The sequence below is a fragment of the Ensifer sp. Root142 genome, assembly GCF_001426785.1.
Taxonomy (GTDB): domain Bacteria; phylum Pseudomonadota; class Alphaproteobacteria; order Rhizobiales; family Rhizobiaceae; genus Ensifer; species Ensifer canadensis.
In genome coordinates this window covers 70,299-94,582 of record NZ_LMFK01000013.1, presented here as the reverse complement: position 1 = coordinate 94,582, position 24,284 = coordinate 70,299, and the positions used below count along the sequence as shown (strand labels likewise).

The 24,284-nt window shown below is 55.2% G+C and carries 19 protein-coding genes; 9 read left to right on the top strand and 10 right to left on the bottom strand.

Annotated elements, in window-relative coordinates:
• The first annotated feature begins 454 nt into the window (after positions 1 to 454).
• The gene (locus tag ASD52_RS17305) at positions 455 to 2,020 is read left to right on the top strand and encodes an HNH endonuclease (RefSeq protein WP_057224963.1); all 1,566 of its coding nucleotides are present in this window, start codon (positions 455 to 457) and stop codon (positions 2,018 to 2,020) included.
• Positions 2,021 to 2,398: 378 nt separating this feature from the next.
• Positions 2,399 to 3,820: a hypothetical protein gene (locus ASD52_RS17300; protein ID WP_244497478.1), complete on the top strand. Its 1,422-nt coding sequence runs from the start codon at positions 2,399 to 2,401 to the stop codon at positions 3,818 to 3,820.
• A 232-nt stretch (positions 3,821 to 4,052) separates the two neighbouring features.
• On the opposite strand, the gene ASD52_RS17295 is transcribed toward ASD52_RS17300, so the two are convergent.
• From ASD52_RS17295 to dcm, 3 genes are read right to left on the bottom strand one after another with little or no spacing between them, the layout of a single operon-like run.
• A complete protein-coding gene (locus ASD52_RS17295) occupies positions 4,053 to 5,270 on the bottom strand; it encodes a type II restriction endonuclease (RefSeq protein ID WP_057224959.1) in 1,218 nt (405 codons plus the stop codon).
• 2 nt (positions 5,271 to 5,272) lie between these two features.
• Positions 5,273 to 5,725 carry a very short patch repair endonuclease gene (locus tag ASD52_RS17290; protein WP_057224958.1) on the bottom strand — a complete coding sequence of 151 codons (453 nt, stop codon included), beginning with the start codon at positions 5,723 to 5,725 and terminating at the stop codon, positions 5,273 to 5,275.
• Positions 5,718 to 6,974: a DNA (cytosine-5-)-methyltransferase gene (gene dcm / locus ASD52_RS17285; RefSeq protein WP_057224956.1), complete on the bottom strand. Its 1,257-nt coding sequence runs from the start codon at positions 6,972 to 6,974 to the stop codon at positions 5,718 to 5,720. Before dcm ends, ASD52_RS17290 begins: the two co-directional genes overlap by 8 nt.
• A gap of 436 nt (positions 6,975 to 7,410) precedes the next feature.
• Here dcm and ASD52_RS17280 point away from each other — a divergent pair, with 436 nt between their 5' ends.
• The 7 genes from ASD52_RS17280 (at position 7,411) to ASD52_RS17250 (ending at position 18,580) form a co-directional block, all read left to right on the top strand.
• The gene (locus ASD52_RS17280; protein ID WP_082571834.1) at positions 7,411 to 8,886 is read left to right on the top strand and encodes an ATP-binding protein; all 1,476 of its coding nucleotides are present in this window, start codon (positions 7,411 to 7,413) and stop codon (positions 8,884 to 8,886) included.
• Positions 8,879 to 11,572, top strand: coding sequence for a Z1 domain-containing protein (locus tag ASD52_RS17275; protein WP_057224952.1), 2,694 nt, complete (start codon positions 8,879 to 8,881; stop codon positions 11,570 to 11,572). Before ASD52_RS17280 ends, ASD52_RS17275 begins: the two co-directional genes overlap by 8 nt.
• The gene (locus tag ASD52_RS17270) at positions 11,562 to 12,545 is read left to right on the top strand and encodes a PD-(D/E)XK motif protein (RefSeq protein WP_057224949.1); all 984 of its coding nucleotides are present in this window, start codon (positions 11,562 to 11,564) and stop codon (positions 12,543 to 12,545) included. The genes ASD52_RS17275 and ASD52_RS17270 overlap by 11 nt, the downstream gene beginning before the upstream one ends.
• Positions 12,542 to 14,620 (top strand): AIPR family protein, encoded by a 2,079-nt coding sequence (locus ASD52_RS17265; protein WP_057224947.1) that lies wholly within the window; start codon positions 12,542 to 12,544, stop codon positions 14,618 to 14,620. The genes ASD52_RS17270 and ASD52_RS17265 overlap by 4 nt, the downstream gene beginning before the upstream one ends.
• 491 nt (positions 14,621 to 15,111) lie before the next feature.
• Positions 15,112 to 16,257: an ABC-three component system protein gene (locus ASD52_RS17260; RefSeq protein ID WP_244497477.1), complete on the top strand. Its 1,146-nt coding sequence runs from the start codon at positions 15,112 to 15,114 to the stop codon at positions 16,255 to 16,257.
• On the top strand, positions 16,245 to 16,736 hold the full coding sequence (locus tag ASD52_RS17255) for an ABC-three component system middle component 2 (RefSeq protein ID WP_057224945.1): 492 nt from the start codon (positions 16,245 to 16,247) through the stop codon (positions 16,734 to 16,736). Before ASD52_RS17260 ends, ASD52_RS17255 begins: the two co-directional genes overlap by 13 nt.
• The gene (locus tag ASD52_RS17250) at positions 16,733 to 18,580 is read left to right on the top strand and encodes an AAA family ATPase (RefSeq protein WP_057224943.1); all 1,848 of its coding nucleotides are present in this window, start codon (positions 16,733 to 16,735) and stop codon (positions 18,578 to 18,580) included. The genes ASD52_RS17255 and ASD52_RS17250 overlap by 4 nt, the downstream gene beginning before the upstream one ends.
• A 174-nt stretch (positions 18,581 to 18,754) precedes the next feature.
• Here the strand turns inward: ASD52_RS17250 and ASD52_RS17245 are convergent, their stop codons facing one another.
• From ASD52_RS17245 to ASD52_RS17225, 7 genes are all read right to left on the bottom strand, one after another.
• Complete coding sequence (locus tag ASD52_RS17245; RefSeq protein WP_025431154.1) at positions 18,755 to 19,051, bottom strand: hypothetical protein; 297 nt, start codon at positions 19,049 to 19,051, stop codon at positions 18,755 to 18,757.
• Entirely contained in the window at positions 19,051 to 20,673 is a 1,623-nt protein-coding gene (locus tag ASD52_RS17240; protein ID WP_057224941.1) for an IS66 family transposase, read from the bottom strand. The genes ASD52_RS17245 and ASD52_RS17240 overlap by 1 nt, the downstream gene beginning before the upstream one ends.
• A gap of 62 nt (positions 20,674 to 20,735) precedes the next feature.
• Positions 20,736 to 21,083, bottom strand: coding sequence for an IS66 family insertion sequence element accessory protein TnpB (gene tnpB / locus ASD52_RS37425; protein ID WP_008535377.1), 348 nt, complete (start codon positions 21,081 to 21,083; stop codon positions 20,736 to 20,738).
• A complete protein-coding gene (locus ASD52_RS17235) occupies positions 21,080 to 21,454 on the bottom strand; it encodes a transposase (RefSeq protein WP_025431156.1) in 375 nt (124 codons plus the stop codon). Before ASD52_RS17235 ends, tnpB begins: the two co-directional genes overlap by 4 nt.
• A 494-nt stretch (positions 21,455 to 21,948) precedes the next feature.
• Entirely contained in the window at positions 21,949 to 22,827 is an 879-nt protein-coding gene (locus ASD52_RS17230; protein ID WP_244497476.1) for a hypothetical protein, read from the bottom strand.
• A gap of 847 nt (positions 22,828 to 23,674) precedes the next feature.
• Positions 23,675 to 23,890 carry a type II toxin-antitoxin system RelE/ParE family toxin gene (locus ASD52_RS37410; RefSeq protein WP_082571832.1) on the bottom strand — a complete coding sequence of 72 codons (216 nt, stop codon included), beginning with the start codon at positions 23,888 to 23,890 and terminating at the stop codon, positions 23,675 to 23,677.
• 15 nt (positions 23,891 to 23,905) lie between these two features.
• On the bottom strand, positions 23,906 to 24,151 hold the full coding sequence (locus tag ASD52_RS17225; protein WP_057224939.1) for a type II toxin-antitoxin system ParD family antitoxin: 246 nt from the start codon (positions 24,149 to 24,151) through the stop codon (positions 23,906 to 23,908).
• Positions 24,152 to 24,284 lie beyond the last annotated feature (133 nt).

Sequence of the window (24,284 nt, the reverse complement as noted above, 5' to 3'; positions counted from 1 at the left end):
TCCCGGAGAGAAGCGCGATACTGCGAAGACATCAATCAACCATAGCTACGGACAGTCAGAAGGTGCTTGACCTCACCACGCCGAATAGAGAAGACAACTAACCAAGTCAGTTCTGGCAAACTTCAACACTAGCTCGATTCCCGCAACTTCAATTTGCCCGCGACGGCGCAATACGGCGCGAGCTAACCATTCACAGTGAACGGGACGGCATCGATTGCGTAGGCAGAGAGGTGCAACTTCGCTCTTGAGGGGGGGACCCTGCCGGAAAATCCCACCTGCTGTATGCGGGACCACTATACCGGCTCACGCCCCCGGTTACCGCCACGTTCTGATCCACGTGCACTCGCCAATGCAGAAATCCAATCAGTAAACGGATTTTTCAATTTCCAGCATCAAAATAGGCATGAGCACTAAACTATCAGTTTAAATACCCGTCTAAGTGAGAAAATAGTCTATGGCTGACAAGGTCAATCTTGATGCAATGATCCCTCGTGCAGATTTTGCCGCGACCTCTTCCGATGAAAGTTCGGCGGAAAAGATACAGTCGTTTTCAATTGAACAGTTGAAGCAGGATTCCCTTCTCGTGCATCGGCTGCGAAAGCCAGACTTTCAGCGTGAGACCAATCATTGGGATCCCCAACAGATCTTAGTATTCCTTAAAAGTTACCTAGACAACGAACTGGTTCCCTCGGTTATTCTTTGGCAGTCGACGAGTCACGTATTCGTCATTGATGGCGGCCATCGTATCAGCACGCTCAGAGCGTGGATTGAAGATGACTATGGCGACGGGCCGATTTCCTCGAAGTTCTACAAAGGGGCACTTCCAGAGGATCAAAAGCGTGTCGCCAAACGCGTCAGAACCCTGATTACTAAAGAGATCGGAACATACGCGATGGTTCGATCCGCCATGATCGATCCGGATAAATACAATGACGACCTACTGAAGAAACGAGCACGCAATTTAGCAACGAGGTCTCTATCTCTTCAATGGGTGGAAGGTGACGCCGAGAAAGCTGAGACATCATTCTTTAAGATCAATACCCAAGGCACACCGTTGCACAAAACGGAAGAGCGTCTTCTGCGTGAGAGACGCAATCCTGTTGCAATTGCGGCAAGGTCCATCGTGCGGGCCGGCACTGGTCACAAGTACTGGTCACGCTTCGACGATAAAACCAAGGCCGATATCGAACGATCGGCTGTCGAGTTGCATCGGCTCCTGTTCCAACCTGAAATCAATGAGCCGATCAAAACCCTTGATCTACCATTGGGCGGCCGATCTTCCCCTATCGGAGCGTTGAACCTTTTGATGGATTTCATCTCGATGGCAGCCAGCCAGCCGGGTACACCGGAGAAGGAATGGTCGATAAATGTTGCTGATGAAGACGGCTCAGCGACCATTAAAGCCCTAAACAAGTGCACGCGTGTTATGAAGCGGATTACGGGGAACGAAGCCGGGAGTCTAGGCCTGCATCCAGCAGTTTACTTTTACAACCATCGTGGCAAGCATAGCGATTATCTCTTCCTCGCAGTCGTAGGGGTGTTCGCCAAGGCTCTCCAAGACAACAATAGTACATTTTTCAAGAAATTTACTGCACAACGTAGCCGTCTCGAGAAATTCTTGATCGAGAACAAAGCCTTGATCAACCAAGGCATTGTGCAGATCGGAAGCTCTCAGCGAGTTGATCGCTTGGGCGCGCTAGTGATTGGTCTCGTTGATGCATTCACACAGAATCAAGAGGTCGATACTGACCGATTACTGCAGTTGCTGGGACTCCAAGGAAAACTTGTCGCAGCCGAGCTGGAAGGAATCGCGTCGAATTTCACTGACGAAGCAAAATCCGCAATTTATCTTCGCCAATCGCTGGACAAAGCTTTGACATGCGCCATATGCGATGGGCTGATCGACGCCTCAAAATCAGCATCCTACGACCACATTACGCGCAAGAGCGAAGGCGGGGGTGGCAGCTCAGCTAATGGCCAAATCACGCATCCATATTGCAACACCGGCATCAAAGGTTAAGCCTATAGTGCCTGGGTCTCTGCCGTCGCAGGTCTTGCATTCTCGAGCGAGCCGACCCGGTTCCAATGATGCGGTTTGTCAGCCCGTGTGCATGCAGCCATGGTTGTCATAGTGGTCTGTGGCTCCTTGGCTGACCGGATCTGGTATTGAGCGAAAAGACTGTTTCAGACAGGCCGTGAGACTTTCCTTAAGATCGAGGGAGATCTGACAGCATTGGAGGCGCGAGCCAACGAAGCTCGCGCACCCCTTGATGTCCGGTCAAACGGCTAACTGGTTCGGATTTCTCCGGAATTCATTTCCTTTATCGGGTCCACCCTTGTGGTCTCCGGCAAGCGCCTCCGCAATGAGGTATGCCTCCTTACAGAGTAAAGGAATGACGTGAGCATCGAGCCAGGCATTCTGTCATCAGATGAAATGTCCGCTCTCAACGTTCGCCAGTTTGTCATCGTGGTGCGATATCGACGTGTTGGAAATGCGGACCTACTTATGCAGCTGAAACGTAGCGAACTTTACAGCCGGGTATGCGACGCGCCGCTAAGCAAGCTTGCCCCGGAATTCGGTCTCACCGGCACGGCATTGGCCGCCGTGTGCAGGCAACATCAGATACCATATCCCGGATCGGGTTACTGGACACGCAAATCACTTGGCCTTTCTGCAGAGCTGCCTGCGCTACCTGACGGCTCAGACGAGATCATCGAAATCATGCCGGTGACCCCGAAGCCGCGGAAGCAGAAGGCACCCGAAGCCAATACACCCCAAAAGAAGAGATCCGTTGCAAGGACCCGCCGCCTCGAGCATCACCCGTTGCTTTTTGGCGCCGAAGAGCATCTGAGGAGATCGCGCGCTGCAAAAGACGGAGAGTTTCTTCGGCCCTACAAGCGAATTCTGCCTGACGTGATTTCATCAGAAGCCGCCCTGCTTCGAGCGCTATCGATCGCCAATGACCTGTACCTCGCGCTCGACAGGCAGGGCTATCGCGTTCACATCGCCCCGGCCGGAGAAGACCACCGCCGCATTCATGTTCAGGAGCAGGAGGTTGAGCTGAAGGATCGAAAGTACGGTCGATATAATTTCGGCAGTATCTGGAGACCAGACAGGCCAACGATTTTCTACATCGACACAGTGCCGATCGGTGTCGCTATCACCGAAATGACTGAGCGGGTGACGATGCGGTATCTAAACGGCGACTACCACCGTGAGGACAGCAGGCTCGTCCAGTCGATGAAAACCTGGCAGCTGACGCACTCCTGGACAACCGAGCAGGATATGCCTTCAGGGCGCTTCCGGATAATTGCCTATTCCCCGAAGAATGGCGTTGAATGGTCTCTGAGCTGGCAGGATACGGAAACGGAACCGCTAACCAAAGCAATTCCGAAAATTGTCGAGACGTTACGGGGGGCCAGAGACAAGCTGCAAACCCTAATGACAGCAGAAGATAAAGCTGAGGCCAGAAGGAAAAAAGAGCGGGAGGAGGAGTGGGAGCGCTACCAGCGGCGAGAGGATGAACGCAAACTTGCCCAGGCGATCAAGGATAGCCAGCAACAATTGGCAGAAATTATCGAGAGCTGGGGCAAGGCGATGGTTGTTGAACGCTTCTTCTCTGATGTAGAGCAACGGCTGGAAGGGGTCGATGAAGCGCTCCGACAGCATCTGGAAGGACGGCTGAAGCTCGCTCGCCAGATGATGGGTAGCACAGACCCACTGGACTTCATGGCAAACTGGCGGGCACCTGACGACAGGTACCGGTCCAAGTATGACCAGCCGTCTCAACCGCCGTCTGGCGGACCCACAATTGAGTAATGAAGAGTACCGGAGAAATCAGCATGGCGCCGCCTCTGGCAGGATTTCGGGAGTTCTCGACACGGGACAGACGGGAACAGGCCAGCCGCAGGAGCTTCGGCATAGCGGTCGTCAGAGAAGCGGGACCGACTGGCCCCTTATGTCCCGTTCCGTGTGCCGTGCAACCAGCCCGGGACAGGAGCGTCGCACGGTTCTGTCGAAAGCACCCGGATTGATGAGCTTCTGGAGGTGCTCAGGGATCCTGCCGCGACCGGACGACAGCGATGAAACCGGCGATATCCATCAGCCACGCCTGCTGCGTCAGTCGATAGGTATTGTGCAATCGGCGTGGCAACACGAGCTGAAGCTTCTTGGCCTGCATCTCGTCTGTCTGGTTTTCAGATATAGCGGGCTCAAGGGTCAACAGGTGCTTCTCAGGAATCCGGACAGCCTCTGATAGGACCTGACGCCAGCGATCCTTCAGAGTGGATTTGGCGCCGAGCATCGTCAGCCTTGCATCCGGATAAAGCGGATCACGATATTCGTCCTGTCCGGGGAACAGAAAATCCGGCTTGTTTCGATTCTCTGTCTCCGCTCCGCGGACGTATCGAATTCGCTGGGCGACAAACACAGCTTCTAGATGATTCTCCAGTGCCTGCCCCGCTCGCGCCTTTCGCCGGTTCTGCACACTTAGCGAAAACGCCAGAAATCCCTCAACGTCAGCGCCGTCAGATGCGCCGAATCCACTGCCAATACGCGCGGCCACGATACGCCGCTCAAGGCGCTTGAACAGTTGCTCTTCGCGATCCATCCACGAGATCAGCGCCAGGTCCGGATCATCCGCAGCCGAAACCTCCGGCATAGATGTGCGAGCGAGCTCCGAAAACACCCGTGTTTTCGGAAACTCCAGGCCGAAGCGTTCGATCAGCGTATCAAGCCGATCAGCATCCGGTTCTTCCGGCTCAATACCGAGTTCATCAAGAATGTAGCGTGCCGCGAAATCGAGTTCGGCATTGTGCGCGCCATCGACGTCCTGGAATGTGAAAGCGAACTCCGGTTGCTCCTCCAGCGCAAACAGCCAGAGCAACTGGTTCTGGATCGTCGCAGATGGTGTGACGACCACAAGGATCGAGCCGTCTCTCTGTAGGGCGAGGAACAACATATCTCCGGGCTGCATAAGCTCGGTGACTGCATTGGAGGAGTAATACAGATGATACTCCGGAGCGCGAGGCTTTCCCTTGCGAACGTTCGACCAGCTCATGAAGCCTTCTTCGGCCAAGGCTTCCTGTTCGCCGGATATCCATATGAAGCGCGTCTCCATACCTCTACGGTCATCATCACCCAAAAGTCGGCGCAGGGGTTTTGTCCCCTGAAACTCGTGCTGGTTCGATTTGCTGGTAATGGTCTCCACCAGCGTCAGCCGCTTGGCGACAACGCCTGTAAACAGATCCGACAAAAACCCGCGGCGCAATCTTACCCTCCCCTGATTTCAAGTCGCGCCCGGTCAGATTTCAGCCACTCAGCGCAAGCAAGAAGGACTTCCTCAAGAGGCAACCGTGTTTTGCCTTTAAGCGCACACTCCCAGACGATCGCCTGTCGCCAGCCCGCCTCCGAAAGAGCTGCTTCTGTCCTCTCATCGACCGTGCGGTTGCGCGCTATTTTCGCCTGCCAGAACTCGGGCCGGGTCGATGGCCATTTGAACAGATGGCAGTCGTGGCCATGCCAGAAGCAACCGTGCGCGAAAATCACGGCTTTATAGCGCGGTAGAACTATATCCGGCTTCCCAGGAAGCGAGCGATCATGGAGCCGGAAACGAAAGCCGAGCGCGTGAAGCCCTTTGCGCAGCTGCAGTTCCGGTTTCGTGTTGGTGCCGCGAATCCCCGACATCATCCGGCTGCGAACCTCAGCCGGGACGATATCAACCATGAGCGGATACAGGCTCGCGATCCGGGCGGGTGACGGTTACCGGTGCCTCCATCGAACGGCCCGCCTCTCTCAGCAGAGCGGATTCGATGAATGGCTTCATCGCATCGGCAAGGAACTCGACTACCGGCACGACCACAGCATTGCCAAACTGGCGATAGGCCTGCATATCGGAGACCGTTATCTTCCAGCGCCGCTCCCCACGATCAAAACCCATGAGACGGGCGCATTCCAGCGGGGTCAGCCGGCGTGGTCGTTTACCGGGCTGTGCCACAAGGATTTCTGATCCGTCCTTGTAGTAGCGGGCTGATAGCGTCCGCGTGACATCATCTGGGCCAAACAGGCTGTATCCAAACCCGTTGCCTTTTGACGTGTGCTTCTCCTTATATGCCTGCAGATACTCCCAGAGGCGAGGCGTCAGGGTGTATTTCGGATCGACTTCATCGTGCGGCTCGAGGATGCTGCCAAGTGTCGGTCCGTTATCCGGGAGCTTGAGAGATTTCAGATCGAAATCGGTCGGCTCGCGGAAACCGACAATGAAAATGCGTTCGCGACGCTGCGGCACCCAGTGCTCGGAGCTGATCACGCGTGTCTGCACATGATAGCCAAGCTCGTTTGTCAGGACGTTTATGATCGTCGCGAACGTCCGTCCCTTGTCATGTCTTTCAAGGTTCTTCACGTTTTCGAGCACGAAAGCTGCGGGCCGATGGTGCGCGATGATCTGGGCGGTATCAAAGAAAAGCGTACCTTGCGTATCACACAGGAAGCCGTGGGGGCGACCAAGCGCGTTCTTCTTCGAAACGCCGGCAATCGAGAACGGCTGGCAAGGGAAGCCGGCAAGCAGGATGTCGTGCTCCGGAATCAAATCAGGGTTTTCGGAATATTCCCGGACATCTCCCGCCAGGCGATGATTATCACGGAAATTCAGACCATACGTCTTCTGGGCGTTCTGATCCCATTCCGACGTGAATACGCAATGTCCGCCGATACCTTGGAAGCCGATGCGCAAGCCGCCAATTCCCGCAAACAGATCAATGAAGCGGAATGAGATCGGACCATTCCCGGCGGACTTCTGATCAGCAAGCTCCCTGAGGAACCTCATCGCGAGATCGGTTGGACGACCGTCGCCACTCATATATCGGGCGATAGTACGATCAGACACGGACAAAACTGAAGCGGCCTCGCCAGGGGTCAGCCCCGCCCGTTGGCACAAATGATTGAACCCGTCGTTGTCCTGCTGCGTCTCCTGCACGAATCACCTACCATTCACTGGGTCATTTTTTGACAAACTGGCAAAAAACCACCCAGACAGCAAGGCATGTTCCGCTAATGTTCTCTGCACAGTGGCGCTTAATACAATCTTTTATTTGTTCGCCTGCTGGCACCTCGCGTGACTGACGCCTTCAGACTAAGATTTCGATATCGCACCTGCCAGGCGCTAATCACAACTTTCAATAGCAAACATGTCGATTTTTTAATCTCTTAGGCGCTATCTTGCTTCAAGGAGCAAGTAACGAGACAAGTCTTTGTTGCGATTTGAAAATTGTCGCCCGATTGCACCGAGGCTCCCGCCACGGTCAACTCCCTTCATCGAGCTGGGTACGGGAATAGTGAAATGACAATCAATCGAACAATCGAGGTGTCTCGTGATGAACAGTGGACCAAGATAGCCTGATCAGGAAGCACGAATGCAGTTCACTCATAATCCTCCTGATGCCTCAGCGTTGATGAGCTCGGCTAGAAGCTTCGGAAACTATGACCTTTCCAGTGCGATCGCTGATCTGCTGGACAACTCCATAAAAGCCCGATCGACTCATATCGATATCCTCTGCGTGCGGCGTAATGGCGAGGCCGAGGTCCGGATTCTGGACAACGGACACGGGATGTCTGCAGCGGAACTTCATCAAGCGATGCGACCTGCAAGTACGAACCCCACAACCGAGCGAGCACCCGATGATCTTGGCCGCTTCGGCTGGGGAATGAAGTCGGCTTCACTCTCACAGTGCCGTCGACTTACCGTCGTCTCTCATAACGGTGAAATCCACACGGGTGCTGTCTGGGATCTAGATGATCTCGCAGACTGGAAGATGGGTATCCTGGAGCCGGATGAAATTACAGCGGCGATGAATCCACGGCTGAAACTCGAGAGCGGAACAGAGATTATCTGGACCCGGTGCGACCGCCTTTCCGAAGACGGTGCTATAGAAGGCCGTGGCTTCAATGACATGGTGGCACACGCCAAGAGCCAGCTTGCGATGACTTTCCATCGCTACCTGACGGGTGAGGAAGGTATCCGGAAACTTTCGATATGCTTCAACGGCGACAACCTCAAGGCCGCTGATCCGTTTCTGCGCAATCATGAAGCAACGCAATCGCTTCCGCGCGAGGTCCTTCAGCTTCGGGGTTATCCTATCGACGTCCAGGCATTTGTGCTGCCCCACTACTCGAAGCTGACGTCTGCCGATCACGAAAGACTGGGTGGAGAAGAAGGCTTCGTTCGAAACCAGGGCTTCTACATTTACCGTCAACACCGTCTCATTATGCACGGGACATGGTTCAGGCTGGTGCGTCATGGTGAGCTGTCGCAGCTTGTCCGTATCGCAGTAAATATCCCGAATTCGCTTGATGAGGTGTGGAAGATTACGCTCGACAAGGCGGACGCACAGCTTCCATCAGGGCTGCGCGCAAGGCTCAAGGACATCGTTGATGGTCTTCGTGGAAAATCCGGAAAGGTTTTTCAGTCGCGGGGCGCGCGGATCCGCCCGGGTTCAGGAACCACGCCAGTCTGGTCGAAGTACGTGCGAAATGGTGAAGTCCGTTATTATATCAATCGAGAACACCCTCTCCTCGCTGACCTCCTGGAAGCCGAGGATGAACGACTGGCGTCCGCAGTTGGAGCCGCTATCGGCATCATCGAGGAGAGCTTTCCGGTGCTCAGCATCGGAGAGGACGTCCATGCGAAAGGGGCCCTAATCAATCAGGGCGCTATCGATCGCGAGGCCTTCATCGAACGACTGGACGCGGTGTTGCCGAGCCTTCTGCATCGGGCAGATGGAAAGCTGGTGACATTGACGACGCTTCTCAAAACGACCGAGCCTTGGGCAAGCCACGGGCTTCTGGTCAAGGAACATTTGAAATCGAAGGGCTGGTGGCAGGATGCTTGAAGGCGAAATTGCTTATTTCCGTATGCAGGTAGGCGCAACTTTTGCCGATGCCCTTGCACGGAACGAGGGTGTGCCAGAGGGCGCAATCACGGCGCTCGTACGAAGTGGGCCGTTTGTACATCTGGATGAAAGCGGCATCATCTTCATAATCCGTGAGCTCGAAGCCAGCTTTACGGTAACCCAGCGAAGCGGCGCAGTTATCAGCAAGAGCCATCGCCCATGGCTTGCGGCGAAGAAGCCGGACCTCGATTTTTATTACTGGAACAGATTACGCAAGTTCTATCTTGAGACCGGCTCCCTTCCCTCGACCGTAATTGCTACGCTGGACACCGATACTGACCAGGTGCTGGACCTCTGCGGAGACCCGAAAGTTCCGACGGTTGGTGCAGTGCGCGGAATGGTAATGGGTAACGTCCAGTCAGGTAAAACGACAAACTACTCCGCGTTGATTTGCAAGGCAGCTGATGCCGGTTACCGGGTGATCATCCTTCTGGCGGGAATAACGAATTCGCTTCGTACGCAGACACAGGAGCGCATTGACGAGACATTCATAGGGCGCATATCAGCCTTCGCTGCAGCAGTCCAACAATCTCTTCCTATTCAAAACTACGCCACCAGCCGCCGTATCCCCTCATACGGCACGAGCCGCGAAGCTGATTTTTCATCAGGGCACGATGGAATTTACTTCGGGCTCACCGGTCACCAGGAACCGATGATCTTTGTAACAAAGAAGAACAAGTCGGTCCTCGACCGGCTTGAGAAGTGGATCGAGAATCAAAGCGAAACCGGAGGATACGACCTGCCGCTGCTGCTGATTGACGACGAGGCTGATAACGCATCAATCAATACAGCCAAGGAACCGAACCGGACAACAGCGATCAACGGAGTCATTCGCGGAATCCTTCACCGCTTCCCTCGCTCGGTCTATGTCGGATACACCGCAACACCTTTCGCAAATATCTTCATCGATCCCGAAACCACGGAAGTGATGGAAAATCACGACTTGTTTCCGGCCAATTTCATCAAGGCTCTAGATCCTCCCAGCAACTACGTCGGATCCCATCGAATGTTCCGGCCAGGCGGCAATCTGCGAGAAGGGATGGTTAGGGTCATCGACGATTATAAAACGCTGCTGCCACTTAATCATAAGAGTGGAGACGCCGTTGTCGCTCTACCAGAAAGCCTTCGGCATTCCATCCGGATTTTCTGCATCTCGCGTGCGTCGCGCGTCCTGCAGGGTAAAGGCCGAGCACATTGCTCGATGATGATCAATGTCAGCCGCTTTAATGCAATTCAGGACAAGGTTCTGGGGCTAGTTTATGAGTATGTGAGCGAACTCAAGGACGCCATTTCCGTTCATGCCGCGCTGCCGCCAAGTGAGATCGATGACCCGGTGATGGATGATCTCGAGGCAAGTTATGAAAAGGAGTTTGCCGGTCATACAGCTCCTTGGTCCGACCTTGTTGGCGCCCTGAACGAAGGGGTTCAGAGCATCGAGATCAAGACGGTGAACATGCGTGGCGGTCAGCTGGACTACTCGCGCAACCGGGAGCATGGCCTCCATGTGATTGCCATCGGTGGCCTTGCTCTTTCCCGCGGTCTGACACTGGAAGGCCTGACGGTTTCCTACCTTCTTCGCAATACCGCAGCCAGTGATACGCTGATGCAGATGGCTCGATGGTTCGGTTACAGGCCCGGCTATGAAGAAATTTGTCGGCTTTACCTGCCCAAGATCTCGTTAGATCACTACGAGTACGTTGACGAAGCCACCGAGGAGTTGCGTGGCGAAGTCAAGCGAATGATGGAGAGCAAAAGGACACCCGCAGACTTTGGCCTGAAAGTCAGGCAAAGCCAGCTCGCGCTTCGTGTTACAGCGGCAAACAAGATGCGTACAGCTAAGGAACTTACGATCGCGCAAGACTATTCGGCAAGACACGTTGAAGGGCATGCTCTCTTGAACGATGCCGACACAGCTGTCGCGAACCGCAGGGCTGTTGAGACATTTCTCGACACTGTCGGATCGGCAACCGAAGTGAAGCCGGGTTATGTTCTCTGGAGGAAGGTCGATGCTAGCCACATCGAAGGACTATTGCGATCCTTCCGGTTCGGCAATCATACGGACCTTGCGCCGATTTCCGATCGTTCATTGTTTCAGGACTACATTCTCGACCGATCAGGCGACGAACTCTCTCATTGGGACGTCGCTATTCCAAACCGGAAAACAAATTCGGATGATAACTTTGCTGGACTAAAGATCGGCAGAAGAAATCGCGATCAGGGGACGGTGCAGAACGGCGTCTACCGCGTCTATGGCAGCCGGAGTCGAGTGGCTGATCCCGAGGATGCATGGATCGATCTTAGCAAAGACCAGAAGGACAAGGCAGACCAAGCCATTGCAAATGAGGTTTATCGCCGGGAACGTGCTGCATGCAGCGTACGCGAGCGGCCCCTTTTGCTGATCCACGTTTTCAATGCCAGCCTCACAACCGATCAGGACTCGCCGTCTGACGACGTTTTGAAAATAGCGAATCCGGTCGTCACGCTTTCATTCTGTATGCCGGAAACCGGAAAGCCATCCAAAGCACGGATTTACCAGGTCAACGCTGTGTACAGGCAGCAGCTGGAGATGCTCTCCGAAACTGATGATGACGAAGAGCTGATCAATGGAGACCAGGATGCTGGATGAATGGGACCAGATCGTGCCTGCGAGTGAGCCTGGCGCATGTAACGTGCGCCTTGCGGACAGCAGCCATCCACTTGATTTCAGGATAGGCAAGAACTTTCGGTCAGAGTACGTCTTCCAGATTGATGCGCTATGCACGCCCGAACTCAAGAAGTCAGTGCCCAAGCTCACCGGGATAGACTGCTCGTTCGAGCCAATTGCAAGCGATCGCTTTCGGCTTTCCATTACGCTTGGCGACCCAGCGGATTTTCGCAATTTTCGGCTCATGTGTATGGGCCTTATGCTCGCCACCGATAATCTCAGCCCGCTTCAGTCCGACCGCGGAATGATCGTTGTTCTTGACGAGCTCCGTCGTTGGCAAGACATGTTGCGGCAACGACGCGAGCGGCTCCTTGCCCGCACTGAGATCATTGGTCTGGTCGGGGAGCTCCTGTTTCTGCGTGACGTTCTCGTCCCGCGCTTCGGCATCCTGTCAGCGCTGCGGTGCTGGATCGGGCATGAAGGTCACGAACAGGACTTTGTAGTCGGCGGCACAATATTTGAGGTGAAAACACAAATCGTCACAGCGGATCGGCGCATTCGCATCTCGTCAGAGGACCAGCTCGATCCGTTTCAGGGGCGAATTTTCATCTGCAATCAGGGAATTGCGCCGCTACCGACGACCGATCCTGCGAGCCGCACCTTGAATGCACTAGTGGGTGACCTCTGCAGTCTCGCGACCGATTACGGGCATTCGACCGTCGACCTTTTCGAAATCGCTTTGCTGAATGCTCGCTACGAAAGGAAAGATGAATACGACGAGGAAGCGTGGACTTCGGTCGACAGATCGCTTTACGCGGTGATTGGGGATTTTCCCCGGATTGAGCGCAATGACCTGCGAGCCGGCGTAGAGTTGGTAACGTACAGCATCCGTGTCGCAGACTGCGAACAATACCGCGTAAACCTCGAAGAGACGATTTCGGAGATTGCGGTGTGAGCGAGCTTCAAACAGCCCTTGATGAGCTCCGCGACGATGTCATGCTAGAAGCCGAGGCAGGCGGTGTTTTTCAGCAGGAAGCTTTTTTCCAGCTTTACGCAGAAGCAGCTTCAGATAGCGGCGACGCCATTGATCTTGAACATGCGCACTGCCATCGCGACGGCGGATCAAAGCCCTACCGTGTGGATGGATATGCGTTCGACCAGGATCGCGGCATTCTCTATTTGGCAGTGTGCGATTTCCGCAACGGTACCGAACTCGAAACTTTAAACGCGGCGCAAATCGATACGGCGATACGGCGGGTGAAAAATTTTTTCGAGAATTCACTCCGCTCCGAATTTGTTAATGCGCTGGAGGAAAGCAGCGCGGCCTTCACCGTCGCCTATCCGATTTTTACCAATCGTGCTTCCATCAAGAGGCTCCGGATTGTTCTTTTTTCCAATGCGCGACTGGTCGCCCGACGAGCGCCTCAGCTTGCCGAGGAAGCCGCGGGTATCCCTGTTGTATTTAGCGTAATCGATCTCGCCCGATACACCGAAATACAAGGCGCCAGCTCGACGCCAGTAGCCATTGAGATCGATGTTGCCACGATTGCCGGAGGGCCGATCCCCTGTCTGAGAGCTTCATCAAGCTCGGAAGAACATGAATCGTATTTGCTTGCGGTTCCCGGAGATGTGCTGGCTGGGATATATGGGCTTTATGGTGCGCGCCTTCTCGAACAGAACGTTCGCACATATCTTCAGGCCAAGACGAAGGTAAACAGGGGCATCCTTACTACCATCAAGGATTCGCCCCAGATGTTTTTCGCGTTTAATAACGGCCTCACTGCAACGGCATCTGCGGTCCGACTGGAAAAGCTGCAAGATGGGCAGCCTGCGATAGCAGCTATCAGTAACCTGCAGATAGTCAATGGTGGGCAGACAACCGCGTCGATACTTTACGCGAAAGACGTTTCCGGCAGCCCGCTTGAGCGGGTGCATGTCCCGCTTAAGCTCTCGGTTGTTCCCGAAACTGCTATCGAGCAGATTGTCCCGAAAATTTCACGTTTCGCAAATACGCAAAATCGGATTTCTGAAGCTGACTTCTTCTCCAGTCACCCTTTCCATCTCCAGATGGAACGGTTTTCACGTCGTATCGCCGCACCGCCGCAAGCCGGCGCTCTTTCCGGATCGAAATGGTTTTATGAACGGGCACGTGGCCAGTACAGGGACGGAATGGCGTATAAGAGCCAGAGCGAAAAACGGAAATACCAGCTTGAGTTTCCTAAAGAGAAAGTCATCGAAAAGACCGATCTTGCAAAATACGTCGTAACTTTTGATTGCCGACCGGACATCGTCTCGAAGCATGCTCAGAAATGCTTCATGTACTTCGCCGACCAGACCTCCAAGCAATGGAAGACAAGCCAGTCCAGCCTCAACGAGAACTGGTATCGAAACGCCTGCTCAATGGCCTTGCTGTTCAACTGGACAGACAAAATGGTTGCAAGATCGGACTGGTACGCGAGCGATCGAGCTTATAAATCGCAGACGGTCACTTACACTCTCGCTTGGCTTACCAACCACGTCATCGCCGATGGAAAAACCGGCCTCGACTTCAACCAAATCTGGAAGCTTCAGGATGTGCCGTCAGAGCTCCAGAAAATCATCGAGATTCTCGCTCAACAGATTGCACGAGCTATCCGCGAAACGCCCGAGAATCTGATGAACGTTGGAGAATACTGTAAAACACAGGCTTGCTGGGAGCAAATCTCAAAGCGACGCTTTGACTTGCCGGAGGTCCCTGATCACCTGACGATAGACCCCGACGATAGCAAGTCGGAGGAAAAAAGCGCCCGTTCAACAGCTCGACTCGATTCAGAGATCGACCTGGATATCTTTTTGCTATCGTTGGTCAGCAAGGCAGATCTTGTCCGGCGGACAGCAGATCGCCGTGGTCTCTTATCGCCGAAGTCAAGCAGCGCGCTTGAAAAACTTCACCGCGGGCTGACTTCACTTACCCGGCCGGAGCGAAACGCGATCCGGCTGCTCGTGAAGAGGCTGGCAGAAGAAGGCGCGCCTGTGGAAACGATCGGATAGACCAGCGGCTGTACCGTGATCGTCCCTTTAAATCTCTCGCCTTGAAAAGGATCAGAACCAGCGACCCGAGGTTGGAAAGACCTAACGCTCAGAATTTTCTAAGCGGGGAGTGTCAGCTTGTCCTACACCGAAGAACCGAGATGGGCCAATAGCTCACGATCGGCTTCACTACCCAAAGAAGGAGAGCAGTCATCGCAGTTCTTTGTGCCGAGCCTGAGTTCGGCCCAACCATCATACAAGACCGATGTCTTGGCGTTGCAAATGCAGAGTCTGCTTTGAGTACACCGGATGGCAACGCTATTGCGGCAATCAAACTTCAGTTCCAGTTTTTTGGATGGCTATACCTGCTCCCCGGCCTTCGACTGTCGCCAGGGTGACCTTCCTGCCCTGCCGTCAATCCGGTCTCGCGCGAGAGATGAAAGGCGGTTGAAAATAATGGGGCTGACCGTCCAAGCGATGTACTTTCGGTTGCATGTATCCTCGCGACTGTTATGACTAAGATCTTACTCCACCTACCATTTTGGTTCGAGCGCAAGGCTGAAATGCAGGCAACTCTGATGTCGTTACAGAATGCGGTGAAAGACCTGCCGTCAGCACGAATTCTTCTGGCAAACGAATTCGAGAACGGGCCAAAGATTGATCCTCTGAAAATCATCCAGACTTATGAAGCCAGTGAATGGGAAACGTTCATTGACGAATGGGTCCATTCGCTCAAATCTACGTACATCAGCGTTATGCGTCCGACCGGCGCCGGCGACAAAGGTATCGATATTGCCGGCTTCTGCGATGCCGACCAGCTGCTCGGCACTTGGGACAATCACCAGTGCAAGCATTACAACTCACCCTTGAGTTTCGGTGTGGTCGGGCCTGAGATGGGGAAGATGCTCTGGTATTCGTTCTCAGGAGAATACAAAGCCCCAAGAGCATGCCGGTTCATCGCACCGAAAGGGGCTTCGACATCGTTATCTTTGTTGCTCGCCAATGCGGACAGACTGAAAGCGAAGGTGCTTGCGGAATGGGACAAAACCATCTCCGGAAAGATCACTTCAACCGGTCCAGTTGCTTTGGATGGAGAATTTCTCGACCACGTCAGAGATTTCGATTTCCGGATCTTTTCGGCTGAACAGCCTCGAACGATTATCGAGGCCCATTCCAAAACTCCCTATCACATAGGCCGTTTCGGTGGTGGATTGCCCGCTCGCCCGCGGCCCGACGCTGTTCCAGTCGAGATTGGAGAGACAGAGGCGACCTACACGAGCAAGCTGCTCGATGCCTATGCCGAGCACAAGGGCGAGACGATCGCTGCGGCCTCGCATCTCGATAAGTGGGCGAATTTGAAGTCCCATTTCCAGCGCTCCCGCGAGGCGTTTTACCATGCGGAGTCCCTACGGGTCTTCGTGCGCGAGAAAGTGGAGCCTGGGACTTTCGAGGGGTTGCAGACAGAAATCCTGGACGGGGTCTTGGACACTCATGATGGTGAACACTCGGACGGATATGCGCGAGTCGTCGCCGTGACCGAGAAAGCGCAGTCTATGGTTCTCGATGCTCATCCGCTGAACAGAAGCGCTTTTCCCATCGATCGCCGGGGCATTTGTCATCAGCTTGCGAATGATGGGAAGTTGACATGGCGACGCTGATGCCTTCGGCCTCGGCTTTCAACGGTCCGCTCGAAACGGGCGTGAGGGCGGTCTTTGTTCTGCATGCACATTTTCCCCGGGCGGTGGATCTGAACCGGTTGACCGCTATGGACTATCTTGTTGTTAGAACCAGCGTACTCGAAGGACCAGCGGACTTGCATCCCCCGACGCCGATCATGTCACCTGTCACGCAGGTTCGAAGAAAGTCCGTTCAGTCCGCCGTGGCCCTGATGATGTCCCGGGGGCTCATCGAACAGGTTGTCGATCAAAGCGGGATCCTGTTTCAGGCCGGAGACAATGCGGAGTTTTTTGTCACCGCGCTTCAGACGCCATACCTTCGACAATTGTACGATCGCGCCGAATGGCTGGCGGATTACTTCCAGAACTACAGCGATGATGCTTTTGACGATCTAATGCGCAATCTCCTCACGAATTGGGTATCTGAATTTCAAGACGAAGCGTCCGGACCAGCACTATGACATATTCAGGCTTCCAAATTCGTCATCTTTCCTTCCACGGCTTAGACAGAAAACCAGCAGTCGTTTCGTTCCAGTCTGGCCTTAACGTCGTCTACGGGGCTTCCGACACCGGGAAGTCGTACATTGTTGAAGCGATCGATTTTATGCTCGGGGGCAAGGGCCCTCTCCCCGATATCCCGCAGGCAAAGGGCTATGATCGCATATTACTTGCGATTGCTTTCGATGACGGATCGGAAACCACATTGCTCAGAAACATGGCCGGTGGACAGTTCCAGGCATTCGAGGGTTTGCACACGTCGATCCCGGATGCAGAGGGCAGCCCCCTTGCTGAAATACACAACGAGCGAGATGAGACGAACCTCTCGTCGTTTCTTCTCTCCAAGATCGGCCTGGCAGGCAAACGGATCAAAAAGAATGCAAAGGATGAAACTCAGGCCTTGAGCTTCCGCAATCTCGCACGGCTGGCGATCGTGAACGAGGAGGAGATAATCCAGAAGCGTTCGCCACTGTCTGATGGGAACTACACGGCAAATACGGCGAACACCTCCGTCTTCACGATGTTGTTGACCGGCGTCGATGACACAGCTCTCCTTTCACGCAAAAGTACCTCCGCCGAGGAGCAGAAGCGCCTGGCGCAAATTGATCTTCTCGATCAACTGATCACGGACGCTCAAAAACGCATAACGACGATATCCGGCTCACGCGACGAACTGTCTGATCAGGAGGAACGACTCGCGAGAGCGATGGACAATCGCGCCGAGCAGCTCGCCTTCACCGAAGAAAGGTTCAAGGCGATCTCGACCAAGAGACGTGCCATTATCCAAAGGCTCGAAACGACCAACGATCGATACACAGAAATCACCACTCTGCTCGAGCGTTTCAATCTTTTGCGAGAACACTACGGTTCGGACTATGAGCGTCTGCTCGGCATTCGGGAGGCGGGGAGCTTTTTCTCGGTACTTGAGCAGGAGGTTTGCCCCACCTGCGGTGCCTTGCCCGACCATCACGATCCCAGTGAAGTGTGCCACGGTGATGTCGCAGTGACCGTCTCAGCGGCCGAAGCGGAGATGCAGAAAATCGAGTCTCGGCAATCCGAGCTGATGACAACGATCGGCGCGTTGAAGACGGAGGCGCAATCCATTCAGAAGTCGCTTCCCAATATGAGGAATTCACTGAGCGAACTCTCGATTGAAATTGAGACTGTCGTATCGCAAGACCTGCGAAAGCAACGCGCAACATACAAAGAGCTCGCAGACAAGGGCGCGAATGTACGCGAGGCGCTCGGGCTTTTTGCCAATCTGAGCGATTTGACCAGTCGTAAAGCTGCCTTGGAACGGCAGAACGAGAGTGGCTCGGGCGATGCCACGTCCAGCAATCGTCTAACCAGCACCGTTGTCGCCCCGTTCGCGGAACGCGTTGAAAGCGTGCTCCAGCAATGGGGTTTCCCCGGTGTCGAGCATGTGTATTTTGATACGAACGCCAAAGATCTCATAGTCTCCGGGAAAGCGAGAACGTCCTACGGAAAAGGGCTCAGGGCCATCACGCAGTCGGCTTTCACAATCTCGCTTTTGCAATATTGCGCCGACAACAATCTGGCACACCCCGGGTTCGTCGCGCTTGATTCTCCGCTGCTTTCTTACCGCGAGCCCGATGGGGCAGACGACGATCTCAGCGAGACGAATCTAAACGGGAATTTTTACAGATACCTTCTCGGTCTCAAGAGTGATCGACAAGCCATCATTGTTGAGAACATGGATCCGCCGTCTGATGTCGAACTCGGCGATCGGGTCATCCATTTTTCCGGAATGGCTGATGAAGGCCGCTTCGGCCTTTTCCCTCTCTAGCCGGGCTGCTGCAGTCGCCCGGCTCTCCATTTGGCCATTGATGATATAGCTGGTCTTCAGGATGACCCGCGCGCCTTGCGGGATCAAATGAGATCTTTTGCACGCAAGTCGGCCGCGAAGGTATTGATCGCCATCACGAGACTTAGCGGCTTGTCCTTCGTAACCGACCGATTGTTACCGCGGAGATTTCGCTTTGAGGCGGGCGATCAGCTCCTCGTCGTCGACAAAGCTGTCGAGGAAGTCGTTCCATTCGTCGGTTGAACGGCGGGCGTAGGAGAGCATCTGTTCCAATTCCTCCATGCCGTCGTCTGTTAGAGCGGTGACGGATTCGTCCTCCCCGTTATAGACGCTGATGATGCTGCCGTAGGTCAGGTTATCATCGTTGGAGACGATTGCCCGGAGAAGCTCCGGATCCTCGCCGAGAATTTCGGCGACATATTTGAGCGTGCGGACATAGGTGATTGTTGCCATTAGGCTGCCTCGGCGCGGATGGTGGCGACAGGTGACCAATGCCAAGGAAGCAGTTCGTCGAGGCGATTGATCTTGTGATCCTGAATGCGGTCGAGCACGTCGGCGAGATAGGCCTGTGGGTCAATTCCATTCATCTTTGCCGTCTCGATGATCGTCATGGCACGCGCCAGGGTCTCCGCGCCGGTGTCGGCTCCTGCGAAGAGCCAATTGCGTCTTCCGACTCCTATCGGACGCAGGGCGCGCTCAGCGGTATTGTTGTCGATGGCGACACGGCCGTCGTCCAGAAACAGGCAGAACGAGGACCACCTGCTCAGGCCATACCGGAAGGCTTGAGCCAAATCGCCCTTGCCTGGAATGCGGGTCAGTTGCGCTTCGGCCCAGACGCGGAATGCTTCGACCTTTGCTTTACTGTGCTTCTGACGTGCGGCAAGGCGGATATCGGCAGGCTGACCGGCATTGTCGCGCTCGATGTCGTAAAGCGCGCCGATACGATCGAGAGCCTCTCGCGCGATCTCGGATTTGTTCGATGTCCAGATATCATGGAAGTCGCGTCGCCAGTGCGCCCAGCAGGCCGCTTCGCGGAAGCGGCGCGCCCCATCAGCTCCAGGTTCATAGAGCTTCCCGTACCCTTTGTAGCCATCGGCCTGAAGGATACCGCTTGCCTGCCGGAGGTGACGATGGACGTGTTCTTGCTTCCAGTCCGGGGCGAAGTAGTAGACCGCCCCAGGCGGGGCAGCACCCGCCCATGGACGTTGATCTCGGACATATGTCCAGATCCTGCCTTTCTTCACGCCTCTACCCAATCCCTTGTCTCGTAGCGAACGATCCAGCACCCGGATCGGGGTGTCGTCGGCATGGAGGAGGTCACTGCCCATGATCGCCGCTTCGATCCGCTCGATTAGCGGCTGGAGCACCTGCATCGCACGACCACACCAATCGACCAGTGTGCTATCGGGGATATCGGCGCCCATGCGGGCGAAGATCTCGTTCAGACGATACAGTGGCAGATGGTCGTCGAACTTGGAGACCAGGATGTACGCCAGAAGACCAGCGCCCGCCATGCTGCCCGGTATCGGACGGCTGGGTGCCGGCAACTGCACCATCTTTTCGCAGCAGCGGCAGGACTTCTTCAATCGAGCGACCTCGATGACCTTCATCTGCGCAGCGATCATGTCGAGGATTTCGCTGGCGTCCTCGCCGACAAGGCGCAATTCACCACCGCGATCGGGGCAGCAGGTACCGGGATCGAGCTCCCAGCGCTCGCGAACTGCCTTTTCCGATACCCGCGGACGGCGGCGCATAGTCTTTTCGGGCGTGCTTGCCACAGGCGCGGCAGGCACGGCCTCATCGACCTCATCGAACGGCTTCGTGCTGTTTTCCGCTGCGGCGATCAAGAGATCTTCAAGCGCCAGTTCCAGTTGTTGGATTTCCCGCTCGATCTTTTCCGAGGACTTGCCGAAGACCTGTTTCTTCAGCTTGGCGATGCGCAGCCGCAGTTCGCCGATCAATTGGTCGTGCGCCTGCAACGTCGCCGACATCTTCGCATTTTCCGCCTGCAGGGCGGCGATCATCGCCTTCAGGAAGGCCGGATCGTCGGGAAGATTTTGGCTCGCGTTCGACATGATCCTGACTACCATAGGTCAGGACAAGTATCCATAAAAACAAGCAGATTCAGTGAGATAAATCAACCGACACGCGCCGGCGGAGCGCCCCAGTTCGGACGTCGCCAATCAATCCCTTCCCAAAGCATGGCCAGTTGCGCCGTTGTCAGCCGCGCCGTTCCATCGGCTGCTGAAGGCCATGGAAAACGCCCTCTCTGCAAAATTTTGTAATACAGACAGAAGCCCTGGCCGTCAAAATACAGAAGTTTCAGGCGGTCGCCACGCCGTCCCCGAAACGCGAAGACTGCACCTCCCGTCGGCTTCTGGCGTAGCACATCCTGCGCAAGCGCAGCCAAGCCCTCAACTCCTTTGCGCATGTCCGTGATCCCGCAGGCGAGATACACTCGAACACCGGTTCCTGGTCCAATCATGCTGCTTCAACCGCTCGGATGAGCCGAGTCAGGACGGCGGCATCAACGCCACTGTCGAAGCGAAGGCTGCGTCCATAGTTCAACCGCAACTCGATCATTGCAGGCACGCGCGCAACGTCCTCACGCACGAGCGGGGCGCCATGCATGGCGGACGTGTCTACGGCAAGGAAGACCGTATCGGCAGTGGGCGGCAACAAACCCTTCTTCTTCAGCTCATGCCGCCAGGCGTAAATCTGCTGCCGGCTCACATCGTGCCGATGGGCAACCTCAGTCACCGTCGCACCGTCGAGCCCAACCGACATGACGATGTCGAGCTTCTCCTCGTCACCCCAACGCCGCCGCCGTTCCTGACCAAGAATTTCGACACGCATCCCATACCCTCGCCTAAGACACGTCGCTAACGACGTCGCTAAGCACGTGTCTTAGGCCATCAAGGCGCTATCCGGCAGGCGGTGCCAATCGGGCGGTTACTGTCCTTCAGCGGTACGGCGCCATAGGAAGCGTATCAGTTGGCGGCGCCCTTGCCCGGCATCGACGATCAGTAGCAGTCCCCCGCCCTCTCCTGAAGTCGTAGCCAGCGCAGCAGTGCGGCGGCCAAAAGCTGGCCTCCCAGTCTCTGACCGGCAACCGGGCGGGCGGTAGCCGGGCGCGCAAGCTTGAAGCCCGGCACATCATGGCGGGCAAGCCCGCGCGTTATTGCATCAGCACGGTCGCATGATCGACTGCCGAAGGCGCGATCGTATGGAACTCAAGAATACAGTTGGGCACTGCGCCGTCGATAGCACAGAAGGTCTTCCAGGCATTCTGCTCCCCCGGTCGTCAATGTCGTGTGCCTTCAAGGCGTGCAGGTCAACCGCGCGCGGTTCTATAGCTTCTGGGCCTGCCTCAGGGCCTGAAGGACATTGGGATCACCTGTCAGCTGCTCAGCGATTTGCAGACCATCACAAACGCCCTCAGGAGCTACGGGCGCCCGATCTTGCGAATTGACACGCAGCACCGACGCAAAGTCTGCGGATAGGGCGAGCCTTGAATGAGACCAGTTGATCGTTTCGCCGAGGGTAATCCAACCCAACCTTGGTCGATCGAAAATCGCCAGATCGACGTAGAAATTTGCACCGGCTATCCCGCCTGCCTTTCCTGACGACTCGGCGACATAGGCCTTGGTGAAGGCAAAGTTCGCTTGGAGTTGCGGGATGATGTCGAAGGTAGGTCGCACGGATGCCGCTTCACGAACGGCCTGCTCAGAGTTGATCCGGCCCCCCTGCAATCGCGCGAGTATGGATCGCAACTGGCCAGCCGAGGCATCCATGCCGGCTCGTCTGCCGCGCATGCGAAATCCGCAGGCCAGCACCATGCGAGCACCCGGATGTCCGACTGCGGCTTCGAAGGATTTTATCTCGCTGAACAGTTTCCAAGACCGTATCAGGAAATCGTACGTGACCGACGGGGATCTCAGCGAAAGATCGCGATAGGCAACCGCCCCGTCATTCATGACCAGCGTGGGAAAATTTCGCGCACTATGGCTTGCGACGATCTTATGAAAATCGCGGAGCCGCCTCAACGCCTCCTTTGATTTGACGTGGAGCGGATTGAAGTCCGCAGCTGCAATCATGCCACCATAACCCAACAGGTCGATCCAGCATGCAATGGACACCTGGAACGGATATGACGCACTCTTACCGACAATCGGTTGTGCGATTTGTCCGGCTGACTCGCCTTCCATGTCGATCTGTTTCTTTGCCATTCCGTGCCGCGCCCCTCCCCTCCAGGACTGATCGATAATCGCATGCTACTTCGATGGCCCGAACATGCCGGATTCTGCCATTGCCAAGTACATTTTTTTCAAGGCGAGCGCCGTATTCCGGCTGACAAACAGGGAACTTCGGCTTCCATCTGGTTCGCCAAGGAGATAAGGCCGCATTGTCTCCCACCGTTCAGCCCCGTCACGACCATTGCCAGACGGGCAGCTCCTGCTCCATCATGAGCGGACGCGCGACACTTTTCGGAATGAAGTTGCTCTCTTCCAAGGACGGTCCCATTCGCAACACCCGACGCCCCCAAAACGCACCTTTGTCTTGTTAGGCGATTGTTAAGCATATGAATTAACGTGTTGAATTTCATAAACGGAAGTCAATTAGCGCCAAGCTTCCGCCACCCGGACGCCATTTTCCGCACTCTATCACTATCGATAGGTTTCAAGTATCGATAGTGAAGGATTTGGAGTCGAAAAGCTCGGCGTCTACCCTGCCCGCAATGTCACGGCTTAACAGGTTCTTACATTGTCCTTGAAAGTTGCGATCCGCAGTCGAGATCAACTGACCCTACTTTATATCTTTGGCAGTAATCTAAATTTTGGTCAGTAAGTGGATCGTTTCGCCCAGCGTTTCCAGTTGTGCGGAGCCATTGCCCCATTGTCGCAATGGTGAGCCGCAAAGGCGCCGTCTGATTGCCGAGGGCGATCACCCCGCAGAGCGCGAGGATATTGGTAGCTGGGTCTCGGGGTGTTACTCGTCCGTGTCGGCCGAGGAAAACAGCTCGTCGATGTCACGGTGTCCCCCGATGAGGTTGACCACCTCGAAACGTTCGTCGACTTAGCGGAAGAAGATAACATATCCCTTGAACGCCGAGCTGCGGATATCGGCTCGTAATTCTGGCCGTGATCGGCCGAGCGTGCCGGGGAGGTCGGCCAGTGTCCGACATTTTTGTCGGAGTTCCCCGATAAAGCGACGGCCCACCACCAAGCTGCCGCTTTGTCGGGTGATGTATTCGAGAATATTGAGCAGGTCAGTGAGTGCCGAAGGCAGCATGCGAAGCAGGCACGCTTAGAAGCCGTCCTTGGTCAGCTGGGCGGCCCTTGCCTCCAGCGCAGCATCAATTTCTGCATCCGACGCTTCACCGCCATCGGAAATCGACTTATTGAGCAGGGTAGTCAAAGCCCTCAGCTTCTGTTCCCGTTCCTCGACCAGGCGCAGACCTTCGCGCACAACTTCGCTGGCGGAACCGTAACGACCGTCCTTCACGATGGTGGATACAAAGGCTTCCCAGCGGTCACCAATAGATACGTTCATGTCGCACCTCCTATCGCCTGGTAGGATGCAACAATAACGATCTTTGCGCAATTACTGACATTGCGGCAATTCCTCCGATGCAAATGATCAAACCTAGATGCGGTTGACGTGACGGATGCAGAAATTGATGCTG

What these genes read in the sequence shown, in the direction of transcription:
- ASD52_RS17255 (WP_057224945.1), top strand. Translation starts at nt 16,245, where the DNA reads ATGGCGACGCTGATGCCTTCGGCCTCGGCTTTCAACGGTCCGCTCGAA.
- ASD52_RS17260 (WP_244497477.1), top strand. Translation starts at nt 15,112, where the DNA reads ATGACTAAGATCTTACTCCACCTACCATTTTGGTTCGAGCGCAAGGCT.
- ASD52_RS17250 (WP_057224943.1), top strand. Translation starts at nt 16,733, where the DNA reads ATGACATATTCAGGCTTCCAAATTCGTCATCTTTCCTTCCACGGCTTA.
- ASD52_RS17270 (WP_057224949.1), top strand. Translation starts at nt 11,562, where the DNA reads ATGCTGGATGAATGGGACCAGATCGTGCCTGCGAGTGAGCCTGGCGCA.
- ASD52_RS17240 (WP_057224941.1), bottom strand. Translation starts at nt 20,673, where the DNA reads ATGTCGAACGCGAGCCAAAATCTTCCCGACGATCCGGCCTTCCTGAAG.
- ASD52_RS17235 (WP_025431156.1), bottom strand. Translation starts at nt 21,454, where the DNA reads ATGCGTGTCGAAATTCTTGGTCAGGAACGGCGGCGGCGTTGGGGTGAC.
- ASD52_RS17245 (WP_025431154.1), bottom strand. Translation starts at nt 19,051, where the DNA reads ATGGCAACAATCACCTATGTCCGCACGCTCAAATATGTCGCCGAAATT.
- tnpB (WP_008535377.1), bottom strand. Translation starts at nt 21,083, where the DNA reads ATGATTGGACCAGGAACCGGTGTTCGAGTGTATCTCGCCTGCGGGATC.
- ASD52_RS17290 (WP_057224958.1), bottom strand. Translation starts at nt 5,725, where the DNA reads ATGGTTGATATCGTCCCGGCTGAGGTTCGCAGCCGGATGATGTCGGGG.
- ASD52_RS17280 (WP_082571834.1), top strand. Translation starts at nt 7,411, where the DNA reads ATGCAGTTCACTCATAATCCTCCTGATGCCTCAGCGTTGATGAGCTCG.
- ASD52_RS17305 (WP_057224963.1), top strand. Translation starts at nt 455, where the DNA reads ATGGCTGACAAGGTCAATCTTGATGCAATGATCCCTCGTGCAGATTTT.
- ASD52_RS17225 (WP_057224939.1), bottom strand. Translation starts at nt 24,151, where the DNA reads ATGAACGTATCTATTGGTGACCGCTGGGAAGCCTTTGTATCCACCATC.
- ASD52_RS17275 (WP_057224952.1), top strand. Translation starts at nt 8,879, where the DNA reads ATGCTTGAAGGCGAAATTGCTTATTTCCGTATGCAGGTAGGCGCAACT.
- ASD52_RS17230 (WP_244497476.1), bottom strand. Translation starts at nt 22,827, where the DNA reads ATGGCAAAGAAACAGATCGACATGGAAGGCGAGTCAGCCGGACAAATC.
- ASD52_RS37410 (WP_082571832.1), bottom strand. Translation starts at nt 23,890, where the DNA reads ATGCTGCCTTCGGCACTCACTGACCTGCTCAATATTCTCGAATACATC.